The organism is Streptomyces sp. NPDC091292, from assembly GCF_044757265.1.
Lineage (GTDB): Bacteria > Actinomycetota > Actinomycetes > Streptomycetales > Streptomycetaceae > Streptomyces.
The window spans coordinates 12873-36772 of record NZ_JBIVUQ010000027.1 but is presented as its reverse complement, the minus strand read 5'-3'; the positions used below and the strand labels follow the sequence as shown (position 1 = coordinate 36772).

General features: G+C 68.5%; 21 protein-coding genes, 1 tRNA gene and 2 pseudogenes. 9 read left to right on the top strand and 15 right to left on the bottom strand.

Translation table 11 applies throughout. The annotated features are described in order from the left end of the window. Positions 1–157: 157 nt before the first annotated feature. The 3 genes from ACIQNU_RS39185 to ACIQNU_RS39175 are packed head-to-tail and all read right to left on the bottom strand — an operon-like array spanning position 158 to position 5243. Positions 158–2302, bottom strand: a complete 2145-nt coding sequence (locus ACIQNU_RS39185) for an acetate--CoA ligase family protein (protein ID WP_401376070.1) — start codon at positions 2300–2302, stop codon at positions 158–160. A gap of 4 nt (positions 2303–2306) precedes the next feature. Further along, positions 2307–3536 carry a formyl-CoA transferase gene (gene frc, locus ACIQNU_RS39180; protein WP_401376069.1) on the bottom strand — a complete coding sequence of 410 codons (1230 nt, stop codon included), beginning with the start codon at positions 3534–3536 and terminating at the stop codon, positions 2307–2309. A gap of 12 nt (positions 3537–3548) precedes the next feature. After that, complete coding sequence (locus ACIQNU_RS39175; protein WP_401376066.1) at positions 3549–5243, bottom strand: thiamine pyrophosphate-binding protein; 1695 nt, start codon at positions 5241–5243, stop codon at positions 3549–3551. Between the two features lie 219 nt (positions 5244–5462). Here ACIQNU_RS39175 and sucC point away from each other — a divergent pair, with 219 nt between their 5' ends. The 8 genes from sucC (at position 5463) to ACIQNU_RS39135 (ending at position 12316) form a co-directional block, all read left to right on the top strand. Then, positions 5463–6593: an ADP-forming succinate--CoA ligase subunit beta gene (sucC, locus tag ACIQNU_RS39170; protein ID WP_401376063.1), complete on the top strand. Its 1131-nt coding sequence runs from the start codon at positions 5463–5465 to the stop codon at positions 6591–6593. A gap of 11 nt (positions 6594–6604) precedes the next feature. Next, the gene (gene sucD, locus ACIQNU_RS39165) at positions 6605–7489 is read left to right on the top strand and encodes a succinate--CoA ligase subunit alpha (RefSeq protein ID WP_401376060.1); all 885 of its coding nucleotides are present in this window, start codon (positions 6605–6607) and stop codon (positions 7487–7489) included. A 175-nt stretch (positions 7490–7664) separates the two neighbouring features. Beyond that, entirely contained in the window at positions 7665–9215 is a 1551-nt protein-coding gene (locus tag ACIQNU_RS39160; protein WP_401376057.1) for an aldehyde dehydrogenase family protein, read from the top strand. 143 nt (positions 9216–9358) lie between these two features. Then, positions 9359–9443: transfer RNA gene (locus ACIQNU_RS39155), tRNA-Leu, on the top strand. A 540-nt stretch (positions 9444–9983) separates the two neighbouring features. Beyond that, on the top strand, positions 9984–10205 hold the full coding sequence (locus ACIQNU_RS39150) for a hypothetical protein (protein WP_401376054.1): 222 nt from the start codon (positions 9984–9986) through the stop codon (positions 10203–10205). Further along, on the top strand, positions 10186–10659 hold the full coding sequence (locus ACIQNU_RS39145) for a substrate-binding domain-containing protein (RefSeq protein WP_401376052.1): 474 nt from the start codon (positions 10186–10188) through the stop codon (positions 10657–10659). Before ACIQNU_RS39150 ends, ACIQNU_RS39145 begins: the two co-directional genes overlap by 20 nt. A gap of 501 nt (positions 10660–11160) precedes the next feature. Continuing rightward, complete coding sequence (locus tag ACIQNU_RS39140) at positions 11161–11907, top strand: SDR family oxidoreductase (protein ID WP_401376049.1); 747 nt, start codon at positions 11161–11163, stop codon at positions 11905–11907. A gap of 52 nt (positions 11908–11959) precedes the next feature. Further along, on the top strand, positions 11960–12316 hold the full coding sequence (locus ACIQNU_RS39135) for a nuclear transport factor 2 family protein (RefSeq protein ID WP_401376047.1): 357 nt from the start codon (positions 11960–11962) through the stop codon (positions 12314–12316). 54 nt (positions 12317–12370) lie between these two features. On the opposite strand, the gene ACIQNU_RS39130 is transcribed toward ACIQNU_RS39135, so the two are convergent. Both ACIQNU_RS39130 and ACIQNU_RS39125 read right to left on the bottom strand, forming a co-directional pair. Then, positions 12371–13243 carry a helix-turn-helix transcriptional regulator gene (locus tag ACIQNU_RS39130; RefSeq protein WP_401376045.1) on the bottom strand — a complete coding sequence of 291 codons (873 nt, stop codon included), beginning with the start codon at positions 13241–13243 and terminating at the stop codon, positions 12371–12373. A gap of 207 nt (positions 13244–13450) precedes the next feature. Beyond that, positions 13451–13876 (bottom strand): VOC family protein, encoded by a 426-nt coding sequence (locus ACIQNU_RS39125; RefSeq protein WP_401376043.1) that lies wholly within the window; start codon positions 13874–13876, stop codon positions 13451–13453. Between the two features lie 58 nt (positions 13877–13934). Here ACIQNU_RS39125 and ACIQNU_RS39120 point away from each other — a divergent pair, with 58 nt between their 5' ends. Then, the gene (locus ACIQNU_RS39120) at positions 13935–14612 is read left to right on the top strand and encodes a TetR/AcrR family transcriptional regulator (RefSeq protein WP_401376041.1); all 678 of its coding nucleotides are present in this window, start codon (positions 13935–13937) and stop codon (positions 14610–14612) included. A gap of 24 nt (positions 14613–14636) precedes the next feature. On the opposite strand, the gene ACIQNU_RS39115 is transcribed toward ACIQNU_RS39120, so the two are convergent. From ACIQNU_RS39115 to ACIQNU_RS39070, 10 genes and pseudogenes are all read right to left on the bottom strand, one after another. Then, positions 14637–16118, bottom strand: a complete 1482-nt coding sequence (locus tag ACIQNU_RS39115) for an aldehyde dehydrogenase family protein (RefSeq protein WP_401376039.1) — start codon at positions 16116–16118, stop codon at positions 14637–14639. A 147-nt stretch (positions 16119–16265) separates the two neighbouring features. Beyond that, positions 16266–16658: a nuclear transport factor 2 family protein gene (locus ACIQNU_RS39110; RefSeq protein ID WP_401376038.1), complete on the bottom strand. Its 393-nt coding sequence runs from the start codon at positions 16656–16658 to the stop codon at positions 16266–16268. A gap of 69 nt (positions 16659–16727) precedes the next feature. After that, positions 16728–17609, bottom strand: a complete 882-nt coding sequence (locus ACIQNU_RS39105) for an NADPH-dependent F420 reductase (protein ID WP_401376037.1) — start codon at positions 17607–17609, stop codon at positions 16728–16730. Next, positions 17540–18364, bottom strand: a pseudogene (locus tag ACIQNU_RS39100) (alcohol dehydrogenase catalytic domain-containing protein); the annotation flags it as partial. The gene ACIQNU_RS39105 and the pseudogene ACIQNU_RS39100, both read right to left, overlap by 70 nt. Before the next feature lie 70 nt (positions 18365–18434). Next, a complete protein-coding gene (locus ACIQNU_RS39095; protein WP_401376035.1) occupies positions 18435–18833 on the bottom strand; it encodes a lipocalin-like domain-containing protein in 399 nt (132 codons plus the stop codon). Between the two features lie 97 nt (positions 18834–18930). After that, complete coding sequence (locus ACIQNU_RS39090) at positions 18931–19632, bottom strand: GntR family transcriptional regulator (RefSeq protein ID WP_401376033.1); 702 nt, start codon at positions 19630–19632, stop codon at positions 18931–18933. Positions 19633–19708: 76 nt separating this feature from the next. Then, positions 19709–21447: pseudogene (locus ACIQNU_RS39085) on the bottom strand (pyruvate dehydrogenase). 94 nt (positions 21448–21541) lie between these two features. After that, a complete protein-coding gene (locus ACIQNU_RS39080; protein ID WP_401376032.1) occupies positions 21542–21943 on the bottom strand; it encodes a nuclear transport factor 2 family protein in 402 nt (133 codons plus the stop codon). Positions 21944–22038: 95 nt separating this feature from the next. Then, positions 22039–22902, bottom strand: coding sequence for a fumarylacetoacetate hydrolase family protein (locus tag ACIQNU_RS39075; protein WP_401376029.1), 864 nt, complete (start codon positions 22900–22902; stop codon positions 22039–22041). Positions 22903–22931: 29 nt separating this feature from the next. Then, on the bottom strand, positions 22932–23864 hold the full coding sequence (locus ACIQNU_RS39070; RefSeq protein WP_401376027.1) for a VOC family protein: 933 nt from the start codon (positions 23862–23864) through the stop codon (positions 22932–22934). Positions 23865–23900: the final 36 nt, after the last annotated feature.

Below are 23900 nucleotides of genomic sequence, written 5' to 3'. Positions count from 1 at the left end.
TGCTGGCCAGCGCCCCCTGTCCAATTCCTTTCGTGTGCGCTCGGGTCCTGGGGCCTGTCGTCACATTCCCGTCTGCCGTGCGAAGGACGGGAATGTGACGACAGGCCCCGGGCGCGACCGGCGCGCACCGCCGGCCGCTCCCGAGGCTCGGCTCACCTCATCGGTCGCCTCCCAACAGTCCCGCCGCGCGCGCCCAGCGGTACTTCGCGCCGAGCACGGCCACCGGCTGCTCCGTCGTGTACGGGTACGCCACGACACCCCGTTCGTAGAGGTACTGGCAGGCCTCCTCGACCTCGACGTCACCCGCGAGCGACGCCACCACGGGCTTCTCGATGCCCCGCTCACGGAACTCCGCGACGACCCGCGCCGTCAGCTCCGCGAAGACCATCGGCGGGGTGACGATGGTGTGCCAGTAGCCCAGGACCAGTGCGTGGATCCGCGGGTCCTCCAGACCGAGCCGGATCGTCGCCTCGTACGTGGAGGGGGGTTCGCCGCCCGTGATGTCCACCGGGTTGCCGGCGGCGCCGAACGGCGGGATGAACGCGCGGAACGCGGCGTCCAGGTCGTCCGGGATCTCCATCAGGGACAGCCCGTTGTCCATCACCGCGTCGGAAAGGAGCACTCCGGAGCCGCCCGCGCCGGTGATGATGACGATGTTGTCGCCCTTGGGGGTGGGCAGTACGGGCAGGGCCCGCGCGTACTCCAGCATCTCGTTGAGGCCCGGCGCCCTGATCACGCCCGCCTGCCGCAGGATGTCGTCGTACACCGCGTCGTCGCCCGCGAGCGCTCCGGTGTGGGAGCCCGCCGCCTTGGCGCCGGCGGCGGTGCGTCCGGCCTTGAGGACGACGACCGGTTTCTTCGGCACGGTCGCGCGGGCCGCCTCGACGAAGGCCCGTCCGTCCTTCAGGTCCTCCAGGTGCATCGCGATGCACTGGGTGTGCGGGTCCTCGCCGAACCAGGTCAGCAGGTCGTCCTCGTCCAGGTCCGACTTGTTGCCGAGCCCGACGATCGCCGACACGCCTGTCCTGGTGGTCCGGGCGAAGCCGAGGATGGCCATGCCGATACCGCCGGACTGGCTGGTGAGGGCGACCCCGCCCTTGACGTCGTACGGCGTGCAGAACGTGGCGCAGAGGTCCTGCCAGGTCGAGTAGTAGCCGTAGATGTTCGGCCCGAGCAGCCGTACCCCGTACCGCTGCCCGATCGCGACGATCTCCGCCTGGAGGGCGTCCTCGCCGGTCTCGGCGAAGCCGGAGGGAATGAGGACGGCGTTGGGGATCCCCTTGCGTCCCACCTCCTCCAGAGCCGTGGCCACGAACTTGGCCGGGATGGCGAAGACCGCCACATCCACCTCACCTGGAACGTCCGTGACACTCTTGTACGCCTTGCGGCCCAGAATGTCATCGGCCTTGGGGTTCACCGGATGGATCTCACCGGAGAAGCCGCCGTCGATGAGGTTGCGCATCACCGAATTGCCGATCTTGCCCTGTTCGTTCGACGCGCCGATCACCGCGACCGAGCGGGGCTCCATCAGCCGCCGCATCGTGGTGAGCATCTGCTCCCGGGTGTACGTGGGCCGGGCCGCCGGGACGCTCTCCGCGAGGATCACCCGGATGTCCGCGGCGAGCGCGCCCTCCGGTGTCGCGATCACCGGGTTGAGGTCCACCTCGGCGATGTCCGGGAAGTCCGTGACGAGTTCGGAGACCCGGCGTATCTGCTCGGCCAGCGCCCACCGGTCCACCGCGCGGGCGCCGCGCACCCCGCGCAGGATCTCGGCGGCCCGGATCGAGTCGAGCATCGACAGGGCCTCGTCGGCGTCGACCGGCGCGAGCCGGAAGGTGACGTCCTTCAGCACCTCGACCAGCACACCGCCGAGCCCGAAGGCGACGACCTTGCCGAACGTCGGGTCGGTCACCGCGCCGACGATCACCTCCTGCCCCTTCGGGAGGAGTTCCTGCACCTGCACGCCCTCGATACGGGCCTGCGGTGCGTAGGCGCGGGCGTTCTCGACGATGCTGCGGAACGCGGCCCGCACATCGGCGGCGCCCTCGACGCCGACGATCACACCGCCCGCGTCGGTCTTGTGCAGGATGTCGGGGGAGACGATCTTCATCACGACGGGCCGCCCGAAGCGGGCCGCGGCGGCCACCGCCTCCTCGATGTCCGTCGCCAGCTCCTCGCCCGGGACGGCGATCCCGTAGGCGTCCGCGATCACCTTGCCCTCGGGCGCGGTCAGTGCGGTACGGCCCTCGGCCCGTACGGCGTCGAGGAGCGTGCGCACCTGTCGCACGCGGTCTTCGGCCATCAACTCAGATCACTCCGTTCGACTTGAGCAGGCGCAGTTCCTCGTCGCCGAGGCCCAGTTCGCCCACGTACACCTCGGCGTTGTGCTCGCCGAGCAGCGGGGACGTGGTGACCTCGACGGGGGAGTCGGAGAGCTTCAGCGGGGAGCCGACGGTCACGAACTCGCCGCGCTCGGGGTGCGGGACGGTCACCACCATGTCGTTGGCGACCAGGGACGCGTCCTCGATGATCTCCCTGGTGGAGAGGATCGGGCCGCAGGGGATGTTGTGGGCGTTGAGCCGCTCCAGGACCTCCCACTTGGGGAGCGTCGAGGTCCACTCCTCGATGAGCTGGAACATCTTGGTGAGCTGCGGCAGCCGGGCCTCCGGCGTCGCCCACTCGGGGTCGTCGGCCAGTTCGGGGCGGCCGATCAGCTCGCTCAGCGGCTTCCAGCCGACGGGCTGCACGATGACGTACACGTAGTCGTTGGGGCCGCCGGGCGCGCACTTGACCGCCCAGCCGGGCTGTCCGCCGCCCGACGCGTTGCCGGAGCGCGGGACCTCGTCGCCGAAGTCCTCGTTCGGGTACTCGGCGAGCGGTCCGTGTGCCAGGCGCTGCTGGTCGCGCAGCTTGACCCGGCACAGGTTGAGCACCGCGTGCTGCATCGCGACGTTGACCCGCTGGCCGCGCCCGGTCGCCTCCCGCTGGAACAGGGCGGCGAGGATGCCGGCGACGGCGTGGACGCCGGTGCCGGAGTCGCCGATCTGCGCGCCGGTGGCCAGCGGCGGACCGTCCTCGAAACCGGTGGTCGACATCGACCCGCCCATGGCCTGCGCGACGACCTCGTACGCCTTGAAGTTGGTGTACGGACCGTCCCCGAAACCCTTGATCGAGGCGTAGATGATGCGCGGGTTGATCTCCTGGATGCGGTCCCAGGTGAAACCCATGCGGTCGACCGCGCCGGGGCCGAAGTTCTCCACCATCACATCGGAGCGGCGGATCAGCTCGGTGAGGATCTCCTTGCCGCGCTCGGACTTGGTGTTGAGGGTGATGCTGCGCTTGTTGCAGTTGAGCATCGTGAAGTACAGCGAGTCGACGTCCGGCAGGTCCCGCAGTTGCTTGCGGGTGATGTCGCCGGTCGGTGCCTCCAGTTTGACCACGTCCGCGCCGAGCCAGCCGAGCAGCTGGGTCGCGGAGGGGCCGGACTGGACATGGGTCATGTCGAGGACGCGGATGCCTTCAAGAGCCTTGGTCATGGCCGGCTCACCTCACTTGTACATCGTCTGGTTCATGGTTCCGGGGGCGTACGCGTCCGGGTCGACCCACACATTGATCAGTGAGGGCTTGCCGGACTCCCGGGCGCGCTGGAGCGCGGGCGCGATGTCGGCGGGGTCGCGGACCTCTTCGCCGTAACCGCCGAGCATCTGGGCGAACTTGTCGTAGTGGACGTCGCCGAGTGTGTTGCCGACCCGCTCCCGCTCCAGGCCGTACTTCTGGGCCTGGCCGTAACGGATCTGGTTCATCGAGGAGTTGTTGCCGACGATCCCGACGAACGGCAGGTTGTAGCGGACCAGGGTCTCGAAGTCCCAGCCGGTCAGCGAGAACGCGCCGTCCCCGAAGAGCGCCACGACCTCCTTGTCGGGCCGTGCCTGCTTGGCGGCGAGCACGAACGGGACACCGACACCGAGCGTGCCGAGCGGGCCCGGGTCCATCCAGTGCCCCGGCGACTTGGGCTGGACGACCTGCCCCGAGAAGGTGACGATGTCGCCGCCGTCGCCGATGTAGATCGAGTCCTCGGTGAGGAAGTCGTTGATCTCGCTGACCAGGCGGTACGGGTGGATCGGCGCGGCGTCGGACCGCAGTTGCGGCAGCCGCTTCTCGATGGCGGTCTGCTCGGCGGCGCGCAGCTCGTCCAGCCACTCCTTGCGCCGGGAACCGCCGCCGTTGAGCCGGCCCGAAGCGGCCTCGGTGACCGACTTCAGGACGAGTCCGGCGTCGCCGACGATGCCGAGGTCGATGTCGCGGTTCTTGCCGACGGTCCGGTAGTCCAGGTCGATCTGGACGACGGTGGCGTCCGGCGACAGCCGCTTGCCGTAGCCCATCCGGAAGTCGAACGGGGTGCCGACGATGACGATCACGTCGGCGTTGGAGAAGGCGTAGCGGCGCGAGAGCTGGAAGTGGTGCGGGTCGCCGGGCGGCAGGGTGCCGCGTCCGGCGCCGTTCATGTACGCGGGGATGTTGAGGGCCCGCACCAGTTCGATCGCGGACTCGGTGCCGCGGGTCGTCCATACCTGGCTGCCGAGCAGGATCGCCGGCTTCTCGGCGTGGACCAGGAGGTCGGCCAGCTTCTCGATCGCCTCGGGGTCGCCAGCCGAGCGCGTGGACGCCCGGTAGTGCCCGGCCTTGGGCACCCGTGCCTTCTCGACGGGGACCTTGGCGTCCAGGACGTCCCGGGGTATCTCCAGGAACGACGGGCCCGGCGCCCCGTGGTAGCACTCGCGGAACGCCATCGACACCATGTCGGCGGCGCGTGCGGTGTCCGGGACGGTGGCCGCGAACTTGGTGATCGGCGTCATCATGTCGACGTGCGGGAGGTCCTGGAGCGAGCCCATCTTGTGCTGGGTGTGCGCGCCCTGGCCGCCGATGAGGAGCATCGGTGACTCGGCGCGGAAGGCGTTGGCGACGCCGGTGACGGCGTCGGTGGTGCCGGGGCCCGCGGTGACGACCGCGCAGCCGGGCTTGCCGGTGATCCGCGCGTAGCCGTCGGCCGCGTGCGCGGCGACCTGCTCGTGGCGTACGTCGACGACCTCGATGCCCTCGTCGACGCAGCCGTCGTAGATGTCGATGATGTGGCCGCCGCAGAGGGTGTAGACGACCTCCACCCCCTCGGCTTTGAGGGCCTTGGCGACCAGGTGCCCACCGGAGATGAGGTCCTGGGTGTTCTCGCTGCTGCCGTCGGGCATGGCGAAGTCCTGTCCCTTCGTAGGGGATTCGGAGCACGAACGCACTGCTCAGCACTGCTGTGAACTGCTTCGACGTGCTCGTTCGTACATTGCATACAGTCGACGAATACTGTATGAAGCTTGTTATCCCGCATCCGGTGGGTGGTGTCCAGGGGGCGTGCGGCACTTTTACGGGTTCCGGGGACAGACCCCCGGACCGGCCAGCGGTCAGGAGCCGAGATGGACCTGTACGAGCACCAGGCAAGGGAACTCTTCGAAGAGCACGGCATCGTGGTGCCGAAGGCCGAGATCACGGACGTCGCGAAGGAGGCGCGCGACATCGCGCGCCGGCTCGGCGGCCGGGTCGTGGTCAAGGCCCAGGTGAAGACCGGCGGCCGGGGCAAGGCGGGCGGCGTGAAGATCGCCGCCGACCCGGCCGCCGCCGAACTCACGGCACGGCAGATCCTCGGAATGGACATCAAGGGCCACACCGTCGGCACGGTGATGCTGGCGCAGCCCGTCGACATCGAGGCCGAGTACTACGTCAGTTACGTCCTCGACCGGGCGGCGGGGCGCTTTCTCGCCATCGCGTCCGCCGAGGGAGGCATGGACATCGAGGAGGTCGCCGCCACCCGTCCCGAAGCGGTCGCCCGGATCCCCATCGACCCCGCCGATGGCGTCACTTCGGCCAAGGCGGCCCAGATCGCCGAGGCGGCCGGCCTGCCCGCGCAGACCGTCGACGTCCTGGTCCGGCTCTGGGAGGTCCTGATCCGCGAGGACGCCCTCCTCGTCGAGGTCAACCCGCTCGTCCGTACCGCCCAGGGCCAGATCCTCGCCCTCGACGGCAAGGTCACCCTGGACGACAACGCCCGCTTCCGGCAGGCCCGTTGGGGCGACCAGGACGCCCCGCACGACGACCCGCTGGAGGCCGCGGCGGCGGCCAAGGGCCTCAACTACGTGAAACTGGACGGCGAGGTCGGCGTCATCGGCAACGGCGCCGGGCTCGTCATGTCGACGCTCGACGTCGTCGCGGGCTGCGGGGCGCGCCCCGCCAACTTCCTCGACATCGGCGGCGGCGCCTCCGCGCAGATCATGGCCGACGGACTGTCCGTGATCCTCTCCGACCCGGACGTGAAGTCGGTCTTCGTGAACGTCTTCGGCGGCATCACGGCCTGCGACGCGGTCGCCGACGGCATCGTCCAGGCCCTCGGCACGGTCCGCCTCACCAAGCCCCTCGTGGTCCGCCTCGACGGCAACAACGCCGTACGCGGCCGGGCCATCCTCGACCAGCACGCCCATCCGCTGGTCCAGCAGGCCACCACCATGGACGGCGCGGCCCGGCGCGCCGCCGACCTCGCCCACGCCGGCTAAGGAGACAGGACATGGCGATCTTTCTTACCCAGGAGAGCAAGGTCCTCGTCCAGGGCATGACCGGCGGCGAGGGCATGAAGCACACCCGCCGCATGCTCGCGGCCGGCACGGACGTCGTCGGCGGCGTCAACCCGCGCAAGGCCGGCCGCAGCGTCGACTTCGACGACCGGTCCGTCCCCGTCTTCGGCTCCGTCGCCGAGGGCATGCGGGCGACCGGAGCCGATGTCACGGTCGTCTTCGTACCGCCCGCCTTCGCCAAGGCCGCCGTCGTCGAGGCCGCCGACGCCGGCATCGGCCTCGCCGTCGTCATCACCGAGGGCATCCCCGTCCACGACTCCGTCGCCTTCCACGCCTACGCGACGGACAAGGGCACCCGCGTCATCGGCCCCAACTGCCCGGGGCTGATCACCCCCGGGCGCTCCAACGCCGGCATCATCCCCGCCGACATCACCAAGCCGGGCCGCATCGGACTCGTCTCCAAGTCCGGCACGCTCACGTACCAACTGATGTACGAGCTGCGCGACATCGGCTTCTCCACCTGCGTGGGCATCGGCGGCGACCCCGTCGTGGGCACCACGCACATCGACTGCCTGGCCGCCTTCGAGGCCGACCCCGACACCGAACTCATCGTCCTCATCGGGGAGATCGGCGGCGACGCGGAGGAGCGGGCCGCCGCCTACATCCGCGACCACGTCACCAAGCCCGTCGTCGGCTACATCGCCGGCTTCACCGCGCCCGAGGGCAAGACCATGGGCCACGCGGGCGCGATCGTCTCCGGCTCGTCCGGCACCGCCCAGGCCAAGAAGGAGGCCCTGGAGGCGGTGGGCGTACGGGTCGGCGGTACGCCGACGGAGACCGCGCGGCTGGTGCTGGCGCGGCTGGACGCGGAACGGTGAGCTGGTGGTCGGGCAGAGCGACAGGTGAGCGTGACATCGCTCATAGTTGAAGTAGCGGTCTCTCGCACAGGCGTGTCACCTCACTACGGTCCACATCAGTACACGGACCACCACGTTCCGTGCCCGTATCCGTACGGGTCCCGCCCCCGACTGTGCACCGAGAGCGGAGCAAAGAATGGCACCGTCCCTCACCACCCTCACCCTCAAATCCGGTACGGCCTGGCCCGACGCCTGGCAGCGCTGCCTGGCCGTCGCCCCCGAAGCGTTCCGGGGCGACCGGGTCCTCAACCTCTGGGGCGCCGCCTGGCAGGCCGACGGCCGCGCCCTGCCCGCCACCAGCCCCGTCGACGCGACCCCGATCGCGGGTCCGCCCCGCCTCGACGCCGACACCGCCCAGCGCGCCGTCGCCGCCGCGCTCGACCAGCACCGCGCCTGGCGGCACGTCCCGGTCGCCGAGCGGCGCGCCCGGGTCGGCGCGACCCTCGACGCCCTCACCGAGCACCGCGAACTGCTCGCCCTCCTCCTCGTCTGGGAGATCGGCAAGCCGTGGCGCCTCGCCCAGGCCGACGTGGACCGCGCGATCGACGGCGTCCGCTGGTACGTCGACGGGATCGAGCCGATGCTCGAAGGGCGGGTCCCGCTCGACGGCCCGGTCTCCAACATCGCGAGCTGGAACTACCCGATGTCCGTCCTCGTCCACGCCCTGCTGATCCAGGCGCTGGCCGGGAACGCGGTCATCGCCAAGGCCCCCACCGACGGCGGCGTCTCCTGCCTCACCCTGGCCTGCGCGCTCGCCGCCCGCGAAGGCATCCCCGTCACCCTCGTCAGCGGCAGCGGCGGCGAGCTGTCCCAGGCGCTGGTGCGGGCGCCCGAGATCGGCTGTGTGTCCTTCGTCGGCGGACGCGACACGGGCGCCGCTGTGGCCACCCACGTCGCCGACCTCGGCAAGCGGCACATCCTCGAACAGGAAGGGCTCAACACCTGGGGCATCTGGAACTACAGCGACTGGGACAAACTCGCCGCAGTGGTCCCGAAGCTCTTCGACTACGGCAAGCAGCGCTGCACCGCCTACCCCCGTTTCGTCGTGCAGCGCGACCTCTTCGACGCGTTCCTCGCCGCCTACCTCCCGGCCGTCCGCACCCTCCGCGTCGGCCACCCCCTGGCCGTCGAGAACCCCGGGGACCCGTACCCGGAGCTGGACTTCGGCCCGCTGATCAACGCGGCGAAGGCGAAGGAACTCACCGACCAGGTCAGCGAGGCCGTCGACCGGGGCGCCGTACCGCTGCACCGGGGCTCCCTCGCGGACGCCCGCTTCCTGCCCGGCCAGGACACCAGCGCCTACGTTCAGCCGGTCACCCTCCTCAACCCGCCCCCGTCCTCCCCGCTGCACCACGCGGAACCCTTCGGCCCGGTCGACACGATCGTCCTGGTCGACACCGAGGCCGAGCTGCTCGCCGCCATGAACGCGTCGAACGGCGCCCTCGTCGCCACGCTGTCCACCGATGACCCGGCGACCTACGAACGGCTCGCGCCCCAGATCCGCGCCTTCAAGGTGGGCCGGGGAAAACCCCGCTCCCGAGGCGACCGCGACGAACTCTTCGGCGGCTTCGGAGCGTCCTGGCGGGGCGCCTTCGTCGGCGGTGACCTACTGGTACGGGCCGTGACCCAGGGTCCACCGGGGGAGCGGCTGCCCGGCAACTTCCCCGACTACCACCTGATGCCGTAGTCGTCCGGTCACAGACGGGTGGGCGGCGCACCGGGACGGAACGCGCCGCCCACCTCCCCCGGATACGCAGGTGAAAGCCACTCCGGAAGCTTGGTATTGTTGTCCATGTCGCCGCGGGGAACACCCCGCGAACACGACACCTGGTCCGGGTGGCGGAATGGCAGACGCGCTAGCTTGAGGTGCTAGTGCCCTTTATCGGGCGTGGGGGTTCAAGTCCCCCCTCGGACACATACAGTACGCCTACCGGTGCTGGCTGAATTTCGGCCGGCACCGTTTGCGTTTCATGGTCGTAGGTCAGCACCAGCCCGAGCTGTTGGTGGACCTCGGCCGGGTCGGCCGGGTCGGCGCTGCGGAGCACGCTCATCAATCCACCGAGCGCGCAGACCCGCCGTTGCCCAGTCGAGCGAGCCGCGAGGCAGCCGCGGCGCGCTCGGAGCAGACGGGGCCGGGTCGGCCACACGTACTTCAAGGACTCGGTTGAGTCGCCCTACGGTCTCAGCGGCCTCGGTGCGTGGATAGGAGCAGGCGAGGGGGCATGGCCGAAGCGCCACCTTGCTGAGAGCTGACGGTAAGGGCGCGGGGGCCTCCTCGGGGCACGTTGGGCTTCTGCCTGAGAGGTGCGGAGCATTCCGAAGGGTGGCCAGGACTTCCGTGGGTCCGGCGCGGGCGTGGGTGGCTCCCTGAGCAAATGAGGAAGCGGGTTCTCAGACGCCTGCCTCGCTGCTTGGATTCCATTGAAATCAGAGATCAACCGGGGGAGGATCTCGCATGTCCCGCGTCATGGAATCGCCTTCGCAGGTACGGGACTTGACGACGATGAGCACCGTGCAGTCCGCATGGTCCGCGGGGGTTGTCGGTCTGTTGAGGTTCGTGTACTTGGCCTCCAGCGCTGTCCTGATCGCGTCCCTCGCGACGGACTGCGCCGATTCCGAGGCCGGTGGACTCGCCGCAGGCGAGCGGGTCCACCGCCGTGGCACCGGTTGCCGCTGACGCCGCTGAGACGCTGAAGTCCGAGGGCCTGAACATCACCGTCGCCACACAGGGGGGTTCGACGGGCGGCATATCGCAGCTCGGCGCAGGCCAGATGGACATGGCGCTCAGCTCGAAGCCGATCTCGGATGAGGACCGTGCCGCCAGTCCCAAGACGGACTACGTGACGACTCAGATCGGGTCCGACGCGGTCGGTGTGATCATCACCAAGCAGGTCGCTGACGCGGGGGTCAAGAACCTGATGGTGGCACAGGTGAAGGGGTTGTTCGAGGGGAGGATCACGCACTGGTCCGAGGTCGGTGGCCCGGACCTCCCCGTCTTCGCCTACGACAAGGAGCCCGGACGCGGTACCCGAGGGGTGCTGGACAAGTACCCAGTACCACGGGGAGAAGCCCCCGCCGCCGCCGGACTCCAACAACTTCGCGATCGTGGGCGGCAACCTGGAGACCCGTAACAACGCTTCGACCGCGCACGCCCCACCCTCCCGGCCTTCCGCCCCTGGCGCAACCACCCGACCCACCCCAAGGCCCACGTCCAACTCCGCCTGGGCCGCGACGGACTCTGGTATCAGCGCCTACGGCCGGCAGCATGCCGCAACGACATCACGTCACGTGAGACATCCTCTACGTCTTGACCGGTGCAGCCGACCTGGCGGCCTGCTCGATCTTCGGCCACCACCGCCCGTGACCGGGGGCGTTTGGATCAGGCCGGGCTCGCGGGGTCTGGTGCCGCACCTCGCCGCGTTGTCGTCGGTCGCCAGGGCGCCGCCCTGACTCCCTCCTCCGCCTTGCGATGCACGGCACCAGACCCCGCTCCCTGATCCGGCCTGATCCAAACGAAAGACCCTAGGAGCGGCACACCCAGGAAAGCCCGGCCTGCCGCTTTCACAAAAGTGGGCACACCCTGAGAAGACCGGTCGGCACACACCCGGCTGCCAACCTTCGAAGGGCAGAACATGATCGACTCGTCCGCCAAGGCCGCCGCCCCCAAGGTGGTCCTGATCACCGGGGCCAGCAGTGGTATCGGCGAGGCCACCGCTCGGCGACTCGCCGCCGCAGGTCACCACGTTGTTCTCGGGGCACGGCGCGCCGACCGCCTCCACGCACTCGCCAAGGAAATCGAGACCCGCGCAGGTGACGCCTTTGCGCTCGATCTGGATGTGACCGACCCGGGGAGTGTCCGGTCCTTCGTCGCGGCGGCGCATGAGCGGTACGGACGCGTCGATGTTCTGGTCAACAACGCCGGGGTGATGCCGTTGTCACGTCTGGACGCGCTGAGGGTCGATGAGTGGGACCGCATGATCGATGTCAATCTGCGTGGGGTCCTGCACGGCATCGCCGCGGTCCTGCCCATCATGGGCGCCCAGCGCGAGGGCCACATCGTGAACATCTCCTCAGTGTCAGGACTGAGGGTCGACCCGACTGCGGCTGTCTACAGCGCCACCAAGTACGCCGTCCGTGCCCTTTCGGAGGGTCTGCGCCAGGAGAGCCGGGACCTGCGGGTCACCGTGATCAGTCCGGGTTTGACCCGAAGCGAGCTGACCGAGTCCATCGGGGACAGGGGGGTCAAGGGTGCGGTGGAGGGACAGATGGGCATCGCGATCCCTGCCACCGCGATCGGCGACGCGATCCTCTACGCCATCAGCCAGCCCGCTGAGGTGGACGTCAACGAGCTGGTCGTGCGGCCCACGGCCCAGGGCTGAGGGCACGGAGCGACAAGGCGTACCGCATGTACCTCATGAAAGGACGGCGCCGATGGTGACCGAGAAGCAGGTACGCAGTTGGGTCGAAGGCTACGTGCGGGCCTGGAGCACCAGCCGCAAGGAAGACATCGCCGCACTGTTCGCCCCGCACGCCGAGTACCACGAATGGCCCTACGAGACGGACTGGGTCGGGCGTGAGGAGATCATCGACGGCTGGCTGGGCCGCAGGCCGTGGCAGGAGGGCGGCTGGGACTTCGAATGGTCCCTTCTCACCATCAACGGCGACACGGTCGCGATCCAGGGCTTGGGCCGCTACAAGAAGCTGGGGACCTTCTCCAACCTGTGGACGGTGACGTTCGGCGAGGACGGCAAGTGCGTCATGTTCCGCATGTGGAACAACCAGGTATGACGCCGATCGGCCACACGTGGGCGTGAGTGACGCGCCGGACCGCCGCCGCGTCACTCACGCTGCGGCTGTGGGCAGAAGGCGGGCAAGGGCCTCCTCGCTGCGGCTGCCCGGCTCGACGGAGCCGACGAGCAGTTCCTGCCCCGGAGCATCACGGACGTCGAAACTCTGGTACGTGAGCTCGATGCGACCCGCGTCCGGGTGCACGAACACCTTGAAGGCTCGGGTGAGAGCCCTGACGCTGTGGTCGTTCCACAGAGCACTGAACTCGGCTGACGTGTTCAGAAGCTCCTGCACAAGCGAGTCGATCTCGGGTGCATCCGTGAACCGGACGGCGTTCAGGTGCAGCGCGTACACAGTGGCGCTGGTGATCAGCTGCCAGTCCGGGAAAACCTCGCGGGCCCGTGGGTGCTTGAAGAGGATCCGCGGCATGTTGATCTCCCCGTCGAACGGTGACAGGAGCGCGTCCGCGACAGCGTTCCTCGCCAGGATGTCGAACGCGGGACCCATCACATAGGCGGCGGAAGCGGGAAACGCGTCGAGGAGCCTCAGCAAATCCGGGTGAACCTGGTTGCGCAGGCTGCCGGCCTCCGTCGGCGGGCTGATGCCGGCCAGGCGGAACAGATGTGTGCGTTCGGCCGCGTCCATCCCGAGCGCGCGGCCAAGAGCGTCGACGACCCTCGGGGACGGATTGCTCTCGCGTCCCTGCTCCAGGCGGATGTAGTAATCGGCACTCACACCCGCCAGCACCGCGACCTCCTCACGGCGCAGGCCCTTCACGCGTCGGGTCCCCCCGCCTGCGGGGAGCCCCACGTCCGCCGGTTTCAGCCGTGAGCGGCTGGCACGAAGATAGTCAGCGAGCGTGTCTGCGAGCTTGTGCACGCAAATCACCCTACTGCGTAGCTCGACCCGCGCCCGTGTGGTGTGCATGCATCTCCCAGGTCAGGACCTCGGCCGCCGCCAGGTCGGTGATCAGCCTCTGTTGCCGAGCATGGCGGCGGGCGCGCCGATGAGCACCGCATGGGGACCGTCGACAAGGATGCGTTCGATGTCGAAGGCTTCGCGGTCTGCGTGTACGCCGATGGTTTCGAAGGCGGCTCGTCACCGGGCCCCCTCGGGTCCGGGGCCGGCAGGGGCTCAGGCGCCCCGGGACTCGATGAGTTCGAGGAGATTGTCCTCGGGGTCGTGGATGTAGGCGTAGCGCATGCCCGCGGATGCGCCGGGTGCGGGAGGGGAGACCGTCCGCGCCTCGCACTCCCCGGTCAGGTAGGCGAACGCCGTATCGAGGTCGGGGACTTGGAGGGCCAGGTGGCCGAAGGTCCGGTCTCCCGCTGCGGCGAGGGGGTCGGAGTGGGAGACGGGGCGCGACCCGCCGCGTTCGATCAACTCGACACGCAGACCGCGGCCGTCGGACAGGACGGCGGTGCGAACGCCGGCTTCGGGTAGGTCGACACGCTCCTCGACCTTGTCGAGGCCGAACGCGGCCCCGTACCAGCGCTCCAGTGCGTCGAGGTCGGCCACCGAGAGGCTGACGTGGTGGAAACGAGTGTCGGGGGATGGCATGGCGAGCACCTCCGAGGTTAATGACATTTACCTGGTGAATGCTGTTAACCTTACGGGCGTGACTCCACCTGTCAAGCGGCGCAGCGGCCAGCACCACGGCGATCTGCGGCGAGTCCTGGAGGAAGCGGCACTGTCGCTGGTCGCCGAGCGCGGGCCCAACGGCTTCACCCTGGCCGAGGCGAGCCGCCGGGCCGGGGTCAGCGTCGCCGCCCCCTACAAGCACTTCGCCGACCGCGATGCCCTGCTTGCGGTGCTGGCCGAACGCGGCTATCGCGAGCAGCGCATGCGCTTCACTCGCGCCATGGAGGGCTCTGCGGGCCCCATCGAGCAGCTGGCGGCCTTCGCCGCCGCCTATGTGCGCTTCGCCGCCCAGGAGCGCGCCCTGTTCGACATCACTTTCGCCGCCGGCCTCGACAAGGCCGAGTACCCCTCCCTCGCCTCCGCGGGCGGGGAATTGCTGGCCGCTCTCCTGCCCGCCGCAGCCCGTGTCGCCCCGGGCGAGGAGGCGGCCTACGACCTGCTGCTGCGCATTGCCGCCGCGGCGCACGGGCTCTCGGTCTTCCTCCGACAGGGCCTCTTCGGAGTCAGCGAAGAGGCCCTGGACGTCACCGCCGAGCGCGCGGCCCAGACGGCACGGGACATCGCCGAGGCGAGCCAGAACCCCGCAGAGCCCGAACCCGAGCCCCCACCCGAGCCCGGCGCCGGCGGCTCGGACCGTTCTCGGCATGAGCCCTGAGCCGCTCACGGGGAATGAGGTACGTCACCCCTTTGCCTCCGCGCGCCTGACCGTCAAGGTCTGCGGCTCGGTGAACTCCAGCAGACCGGCGAGGCCACTCTCCACCCCGATGCCCGACTGCTTGCGTCCGCCGAACGGGACGGCCGGGTGCAGGTGCATCACCTCGTTCACCCACACAGTGCCTGCGTCCAACCGTTCGGCGACCCTCCGCGCCGCTTCGACGTCCGTGCCCCACACTGACGCGCCCAGCCCGTACTCACTGGCGTTCGCCCGTGCGACGGCGTCATCGACATCCCGGTACTTCAGCAGTGGCAGGACCGGCCCGAACTGCTCCTCGCGCACGATCCGGGCGTCCTCCGGCGGGTTGTCCACCAGAGTCGGGGGGACGAAGTAGCCGCGGCCTCCGGGTTGAGGCAGGCCGCCGGCCAGCAACCTGTAGCCGCGGTCGCGGCAGTCTTCCAGCAGGCTGATCACAGCCTCGTACTGCCGGATGTTCGAGACAGGTCCCAGGTCCACACTCTCGTCGGAAGGGTCACCTACGCGCACCTGGTCCGTGAGCTGGACCAATTCGTGCGCCAGATCGTCGTAGAGGTCCTCGTGCACGTACAGGCGCTTGGTCGCGAGGCATATCTGCCCGGTGTTCGCGAACGCCGCCCAGAACAGTGCCGGTGCGATCGCCTTGACATCCGCGCCGGGCAGGACGATCGCCGGGTCGTTTCCGCCGAGTTCGAGGGTGACTCGGGTCAACGTCCGTGCCGCTCCCGCCATGACAAGCCGCCCTGTCCCGGTCGAACCCGTAAAGCTGATCTTGTCGAAGCCGGGATGCGCCGTCACTCGCGGGCCCAGGCCGTCGCGGCCGGAGATGACGTTCAGGACGCCTGCCGGAAGGACGTCCCGCAGTACTTCACCGAGCCGCAGGTTCGCCAGCGGCGTGAAGGCCGAGGGCTTGAGGACCACGGTGTTTCCGGCCAGGAGCGCCGGGCCTATCTTGAACGACGCCTGGCCGATCGGATAGTTCCAGGGGGTGATCGCCGCGACCACGCCCAACGGCAGACGCCGTGTCACCGACCGGCGCTCCGCGTCGTCCTGGTTGACCGTCTCCCGCAACTCCAGCCGCGCGGTCTCCCGGAGCCAGTAGCTCAGTCCGGCAACCTCCGCCACTGCCACAGGTCCCGGCTTGCCCTGTTCCAGCGTGATCAGCTCGGCCAACTCCGGGCCGTGGGCGTCGACCGCGTCGGCCATGGCGACCAGATAATCCTGACGCTCCGTCATGTTGCGTGCGGCCCATGCTGGGAAGGCCGCGCCGGCAGACGCGACGGCCTGGTCCAACTGCTCGGGTGAACAGTCCGGGACCGATGCGATGACCTCGCCGGTCGCCGGGTTCACCACGTCGAAGGTTGATGTTCCCTCTGCAGGCGAGCCGCCGATCGTCATGGTGAACGTCCGCTCCGAGGTGCCGACGTTCGGATCTCTCTCCCGGCCGACCGATGCGTTCGTGGTGCTCATGCGAAGCCCTCCCAAGGTGACTCGGGAAGTTCGTTCCTCCCGAGAGGTCGAGTCTTCGCTCGTGTGCCGTGTGCAAGAAGGCCGCACCAACATGGGTGTGCCGCACCCTGCCTGGGAATACAGGGTCGCTTCTCCTCGAAACCACTCTCAGGCCGCGTCACCCGATGCGTTGACGAAGGTGTAGAGCTCGACGATGACGCCGTCTTCGCACCGGGCGATGTCCATGCCCGTCACGGCGGCCGGCAGGTCGGCCGGGCCGAAGTGGAAGGCGAGGTGCCCGATGTCGTGGTTGACCGACACGGGGCCGGACGGCTGGAAGACCCAGCCGGTCATTTCTTCCTGAACCTGTGCGGCGCGGTCGGCAAGGGCCTCGCGCCCCTGGAAATCCTTGTCCGGCTCGTGCCACACCACGTCTTCGGCGTAGATCTCGGAAACAGCAAGGGCTCGGCGCGCCGGGTCCCTCTCGTTGAATACGTCCAGGAGGTTTCGGTACATGAGGTCGGCAATATTGTTCGGCATGGCAGCCTCTGCGTCTTTCACTGGACTGAACGGTCCTCTTGGGGATTGTGTGCGCGAATTCGGGTCTCGCGGTCGCGGCGGCCCTTGGTATCACCCCTGGAACAGGAAGTGCTTGCCGCTGAGTGCTCCGCCGAGTTGCATGAGGGCGCCGCCGTCTCGCAGGGTGCCCAGATCGATCGGTGCGAAGCCGAGTCCGGCCACCATCTGGGCGAAGCCGTGCTTGGACGGCGCGTCGTCCCCCGCGAAGAAGACGACCTGCGCTCCCTCCTGGTGCCGTGGCTCGGCCTCCGCATAGGTGGCGAACATGGAGTTGAACGCCTTGATGATCACCGCGCCCGGCAGGTGTTGGGCCACCCACTCACTCCCGGTGAGTGGCGACACGTCGGCGAATCCGCGGTAGGGATTCACCTCGGCGAACTGGTTGGTCATGTCCACCACCACGCGCCCCGACCAGTCCGGCAGTCTGCGAGCGACTTCTGGCACTGCCACGAAGGGGACGGCCAGGAGGATGATGTCGGCCGTGACCGCCTCGTCGAACGACACCGCGGAGGCGTTCGGCCCCAAGGAATCGACGACGTCGCCGAGCGTTTCGGGGCCATGGTTGTTGCTGAGCAGCACCCGGTGCCCGGCCTTGGTCGCGTGTGTGGCGACCGCCCGCGCGATAGGGCCCGCTCCGATCGTGCCGATCGTCTTGAACCGCATGAGGTCATTGCTCCTTTCGAAGTGGGTCAGCCGGTTCGGAGCAGCACGGTTCCGCTGCCGTTGGTGCGTACGGCTTCGAGAGCGGTACGCAGCTCGCGCAGCGAGTACTGGGCGTACACCGGGAACAGCTCGGGCCTGCGTTCCGCCAAGCTGACGGCAGCCTGCTGATCGGCCGCCCTGACCTCGTCGGGGCGTGTCATCCAGCGCGAGATGCTGACAGCCCGCACGCGCAGCTCGCGCATCAGGAGGTCCGATGTCGACAGGGTCCACTGGCGAGCCGCGAGATCCCCCCAGACGATGAGCGTGCCGGCATCGGCCAGGAAGGGTAGGGCCTCACGGACGTAGCTGCCTCCGTGCGCGTCGGTGATGGCCGGCACCCCGCGGGCACCCACGAGCCGGCGCAACTCGGCCTGCCACCCGTCGAGCCCGGTCACCACGAGCGGTACGCCGGGGAAGAACGTCCGCACCGTTGTGGCGGAGCGGTCACTGCGGACAACGGCGATAACGGGAATGCCCTTGTCGAGTGCCTGACTGACGATGAGCCTTCCCACGGCGGAGGCCGCCGCGGTGACGATCAGCGGGGTGTCGGCGGCGGCCCCGGCCGCCGCCCGCACCTCTGAGGCCGCGCGCAACACCTCATGGGACGTGATCGCGTTGACGAGCGTCACCGCGGCGACCTCGTCGCTCACTGAGTCAGGCATCGCGACCGCGACGTCCGCCGGGACTGTGACCTGTTCCGCCCACGCTCCCGGGGCGGGGAAGACGGCCACTCGGTCGCCGACGTGCAGGGAGGTGACGGACGCGCCCACCGCCGTCACCAGGCCCACTCCCTCTGAACCGAGGGCCCGTGGGGCGAAGGGACGATCGGGAGCAGCCTCGATACCCACCAAGTCCCCGCGGTGCACCGGTGCCAAGCTGATGTCCACACGGACTTCAGCGGCCTTGGGTTCGGGCGCCGAAGGCAGATCACTCAACCGGGCCACCTCGGCCGGTTCGCCTCGCTGACTGAAGACAACGCCTCTCATTGCAGCTCTCCTTTCCTGGGACTTCCCTCCGCACGTATCGGTAAATGCTGTAGAAGCGACTTGTACGGAATCACTTGGTGCGGATGCCTTGGGGTGCCTGTCGGACCCAGCGGAGTTCGGTGCGGGGATTCCCCGGACGGTCGGTCGCCAGGATGAGCACGGCTCCGCCGTCCTCGACGCGTGCGAACCGCTCCTGGTCCTCGCTGAACGGGGGGAGTCCTACTGCGACGAGGTGCTGGACGCGGTCCCTGTCGACCGCTACGTGGCCGGCGTAGGCAACCGCCGGCGCCGGCCCGTATCCGCTGATCACGACGGCCATGTGGGCGTCGCGCGTGTACATCAGGCGTCCTGCGGGCTCGTCCCCGTAGGGCCTTCCTCGTACCTGCCCGTCGGCTCCGAACTCGGCGACGCCGTCGAGTGTCCAGACACCGATCATCTCGGACCAGAGGTGCGTCATGAGTTGCGCCATGTGCTTGTCTTCCCGTCAGTGAGCTGTGGGTGGCGCGGAGGTGCTCCCGCGCCACGCTTGCCGAGCCCCCGACGGAGAGGGTGGTTCGCTGCCGCGCTCACGCCTCCGAGGGGTGGCTTGTCGGGTCTTCCAGGTTGTGCTCGCGCGCGTAGGCGATGAGTTTGCGCGGCGCCCTGCCGATGTGCTCGGTCAGGGCGTCGACCGCCGTGTCGGCGTCCCGGTCCAGGGCGAGGTCCCGCAACTGCCGGTGTTCCTCGGTGAGGTTGCGGACTTGATCCTCGGTCAGGGCCCAGTACCACCGTCGGTAGAGTTCCGCGCTGTCCCGCAGGCTTGTGACGATCGCCTCCAGCCGCGGACTCCCGCAACCGGAGATCAGCGCCTGGTGGAAGGCTCGGTGCACGGCGGGCCAGTCCTCGTTGAACTGGCCGTCCTCGGCGTTGACCGGTGTGCGGTCCAAGGTGTGGCAGGCGGACACGACCGCTGCCTCCCAGTCCACCCTGCCCTTGGCGATCGACTGCCGCAGCGCCAGAGACTCCACCTGGATGCGCGTCTGTGTGAGGTCGGACAGATCGTCGATCGACAGTGACTTCACACGGAAGCCGCGCTGGGGACTGGCGACAACGAGTCCCTGTTCCGCCAGCCGTGTGAGGGCTTCTCGTACCACGGAGAGACTCACGCCGAAGTGACCGGCCAGGGCGGCGGTCTTCAGGCGCTGTCCCGGTACCAGCTGTCCATTGAGGAGGTCACGGCGGATGCCGTCGAAGACCTCTTCTGTTCGCGTTGCGCTCTCCTTGGCCACTTCGACAGTCTACCATTCTAGCGGCAGATGGTAAGGTTGTCGTCTTTAGCGTGGAATATCGACATTGATCATTGCGTCACGGCCTCGGTATGTTCCTCAGGTTCGCCCTGGCGAGGTCGAGCATTCGGCCCACGCCCCCGGTCAGTACGGTTCGTCCTGCGGCGAGGGCGAAGCCCTTGACCTGCTCAGCCGTGACGTGCGGCGGGATGGACAGGGCGTTGGGATCCGTGACCACGTCCACAAGGACCGGACCGCGGTGGGCCAGCGCCTCCTTCAAGCCGTCCCGCACGTCCTGCGGCCTCTCGATACGCACCGAGTGGATACCGATGGCCGCGGCGATCTCCGAGAAGTCGACCGGTTCGTGGTCCGTCTCGTGCTCGGGGAGCCGTCCACGAGCATCTCCAGCTTGACCATCCCCAAGGAGGAGTTGTTGAAGACGATGGTCTTGATCGGGAGCTGATGCAGCTTCACGGTCAGCAACTCACCCATCAACATGGAGAGGCCGCCGTCGCCGGACAGGGAGATCACCTGCCGGTCCCGATCAGCCATCTGTGCGCCGATGGCGTGCGGGAGGGCATTGGCCATGGTGCCGTGGAGGAACGACCCGATGATGCGGCGCCGGCCGTTGGGTGTGATGTAGCGGGCCGCCCACACGTTGCACATGCCGGTGTCCACAGTGAACACGGCATCGTCCGAAGCGAGTTCGTCGAGCACGGCCGCCGGGAACTCCGGATGGATCGGCAGCCGGTCCGCCACGTCGTGCGTGTAGGCCGAGACCACGTTCCCCAAGGCGCGCGCGTGCTTGCGCAGGTTGGCGTCGAGGAATGAGCGGTCCTGCTTCTCGTCCACGAGAGGAAGGACCGCGCGGATGGTCTCCTTGACATCACCGTGGACGCCGAACTCCAGGACGGTGCGCCTTCCGAACCGGCCGGCGTCGTGATCGACTTGCACCGTGGCTGACTGCGGCAGGAAGTCGGCGTACGGGAAATCCGTGCCCAGCAGGACCACGAGGTCTGCGTCGTGCATGGCCTCGAAGCAGGCCCCATAGCCGAGCAGCCCGCTCATCCCCACGTCATAGGGGTTGTCGTACTGGACCCACTCTTTGCCGCGCAGGGTGTGGCCCACGGGCGCCTTGACCCGCTCAGCCAGTCGCATGACCTCGGCGTGAGCGCCGCGCACCCCCGCGCCGGCGAAGACCATCACCTTTCGCGCGGTGTTGAGCCGGTCGGCCAGTTCCCGCACCTGTGAGGCCGCGGGCACCACACGTCCGGCCGGCACCACGGGTGTTGCCGTCCCTGTGGCGACGGCCGCCGGCGCGGCGGCGAGGTCGCCGGGGACGACCAGAACGGAGACTCCGCCGTGGCCGAGAGCGCGTTGCATCGCGATCCTGAGAACACGCGGCATCTGTTCAGAAGTGGACACCAGTTCGCAGTAGTCGCTGCACTCGGAGAAAAGCCTCTCCGGATGGGTTTCCTGGAAGAAGCCTGTACCGATCTGCGTCGACGGTATGTGGGACGCGAGGGCCAGCACAGGTGCCCCGCTACGATGCGCGTCGTAGAGCCCCTGGATGAGGTGGGTGTTGCCGGGGCCGCTGCTGCCCGCGCACACGGCCAGCCTCCCGGTCATCTGAGCCTCGGCCCCTGCGGCGAAGGCCGCCGCTTCCTCGTTGCGCACGTGGATCCACTCGATGCCCTCCGTACGCCGCACCGCGTCGACGATCGGATTGAGGCTGTCGCCCACTACGCCGTAGATTCTCGAAACCCCTGCCTGGCGCAGCACCTCGACCAGTTGTTGTGCCACGTTCTGCTTCCGCATCAGTCATGCTCTCCTTACTGTCTGCGGCTGTCCGGTAGCCGGAATTCGTGTGGCCCGAGGGCTGTATCGGCAGTGGACATGCCACCCGGTGCTGTCAGTGGTGCATGGCTCGGTAGACGGCGAGGGAGTCTTCGAACATGTAGTAGCGGCTGATGCGTCCTTCGTCGTTGACGACGATGTCGATGGCGAAGGGGGTGTCGATGGTGCGGCCGGTGGAGCGGGAGACGACGCGGGCGCGTCCGATGAGTACCGCATGGGGACCGTCGACGAGGATGCGCTCGATGTCGAAGACTTCTCGGTCGGTGTGTGCGCCGATGGTTTCGAAGAAGGTGGGGATTTCGTCGACCTTGCGGCGACCCACCCAGGGCGCCGTGTCGGGGTCGCCGGGGATTTCCCAGTGGGCGTCGTCCGCGAACATCGCGGCGAATCCGCCGATGTCACCTGCTCCGAGGCGGGACAGGAGTTCGTTGACCACGCTACGTGTCTTGTCGGACATGATGACTCTTTCCACTCCGGACAAACTGCGCTTTGAGGGTGCTGGTGGATGGACCCTCGGACGTCCTGTCGGCAGTCCAGGACCTTCGAGGGGACTCAGGCGATTCCTGACATGTGCGGTGCGGCGACCAAGTGGTTGCTGAGGGTGCCGATTCCCTCGACTGTGCTGGTGAGCGTGGCGCCGGGGGGAAGGTAGCGTTCGGGGTCTCGGGCCATCCCGACGCCGGACGGGGTGCCGGTGAAGATGATGTCTCCGGGGAGCAGGGGGAGAATCGCGGAGATTCGGTTGATCAGCTCGGGGACGGAGAAAATCAGGTCCCTGGTGCGGCCGTCCTGGAGAACCTCTCCGTCCAGAGAGCACGACAGCGCGAGGTCGTCGGGGTTGTCGAATTCTTCGACGGTGACGACGGCGGGGCCGATGGGACTGAACCCGGGATAGGACTTGCCGAGCGAGAACTGGGGGACGGGGCCTTCGAGTTGGACGGTGCGCTCGGAGAGGTCCTGGCCGACGGTGAGGCCGGCGACGTGGTTCCAGGCGTCCCGTTCCGCCACGCGGTAAGCCCGTCGTCCCATGACGGCGACGAGTTCGACTTCCCAGTCCACCCGGTTGCTGGGGAGTGTGACCGTGTCGTACGGGCCGGCGATGCTGGTGACGAACTTGGTGAAGACGGCGGGTGCGGTGATCTGGGGCCTGACGCCTGCTTCGGAGACGTGCGCCTGGTAGTTCAGGCCGATGCCGAAGATCTGGGCGGGGCGTTGGACGGGAGGTCCGACCTGCTGGGGGCCGAAGGGGGTGGCGTCGTCGAGTGATCGCCCGCGCGCCCATTGGGTGAACTCGCCCCAGTGCTCGTAGATCCCGTCGGGGTCGGCGCTGAATCTGCCGCCGCTTGCCTTCTCGACGTCCAAGGCACGGTCTTCGGTGAGGAGTGAGAGCCGGCCGCCGATTCTGCCGATGCGCATGAGGGTTTCTCCTGTCGCGGTAGTGGGGTTCAGCGGACGCTGTGGGAGCCGGTCATGAGTGCGGCGAGGTCCTCGGGCTTGATGAAGGACGGCGGCAGCGGCGGGCCCCAGTTGTAGATGCCGCGGGCGCCGTCGACCACGGACGGCTTCCACAGCTGGTCGTCGACGATGCAGTCGAGGTCGCTGTAGTACTCGGAGAAGTTGCCTGCCGGGTCCTTGAGGTACCAGAAGAAGTTGGAGCCGATGTGGTGGCGCCCCAGACCCCACACGTGACGCTCGGGATGCTCCTCAAGCATGGCGGTGGCACCACGACCGACCTCGTCGACGTCATCGACCTCCCAGGCGGTGTGATGCAGGAAGTCCACCGGGGCCTTCTGGATCAGAATGTTGTGATGATCCGTTGAGCAACGCAGGAAACTGGCAAGACTGGGGACCTCGTCGGAGACCTTGAAACCGAGGCCCTGGGTGAAGAAGCGCTGGCTGGCCTCCTGGTCACGCGAGCCGATCACCACGTGGCCGAGCTTGCGCGGCTGCACCCGGTTCGTCCGCTCCACGGCAGGAGCGCGCCGGTTCGGACGCGAGGGACGACCGGGACCGTTGTATGGCACCTGCTCGGCTGGGGTCTGCTCCAGGTGCCCGGCGATCTCAAGGATCACCTTCAGATGAGAGTTCGGGTCGACCACCCGCAGTGAGGTCTCGTCACGCTCGGCCTTCACATCCAGCTTGGCCAGACTCGCCGCGACGCGGTCCAGATCATCCTGGTCATCGACGCCCACCCCCATCTCCACCAGCCTGCGCTGCGCGGAGTGCGTGAGCTTCAACTGCTCACCGCCCTCCTGAGTGGCGAACCGGTGAACAGTGCCGTCACCCACAGGGGCCAGCCCGAACTCCTCGTAATAGCCCGCGGTCGCCTCAACGTCAGGAACGCCGAGAGTGATCGAAGTCAGGCGGTGCAGCGCCATCGCAATCTCCTTCATCAGCACGGAGGGGTAGGAGAA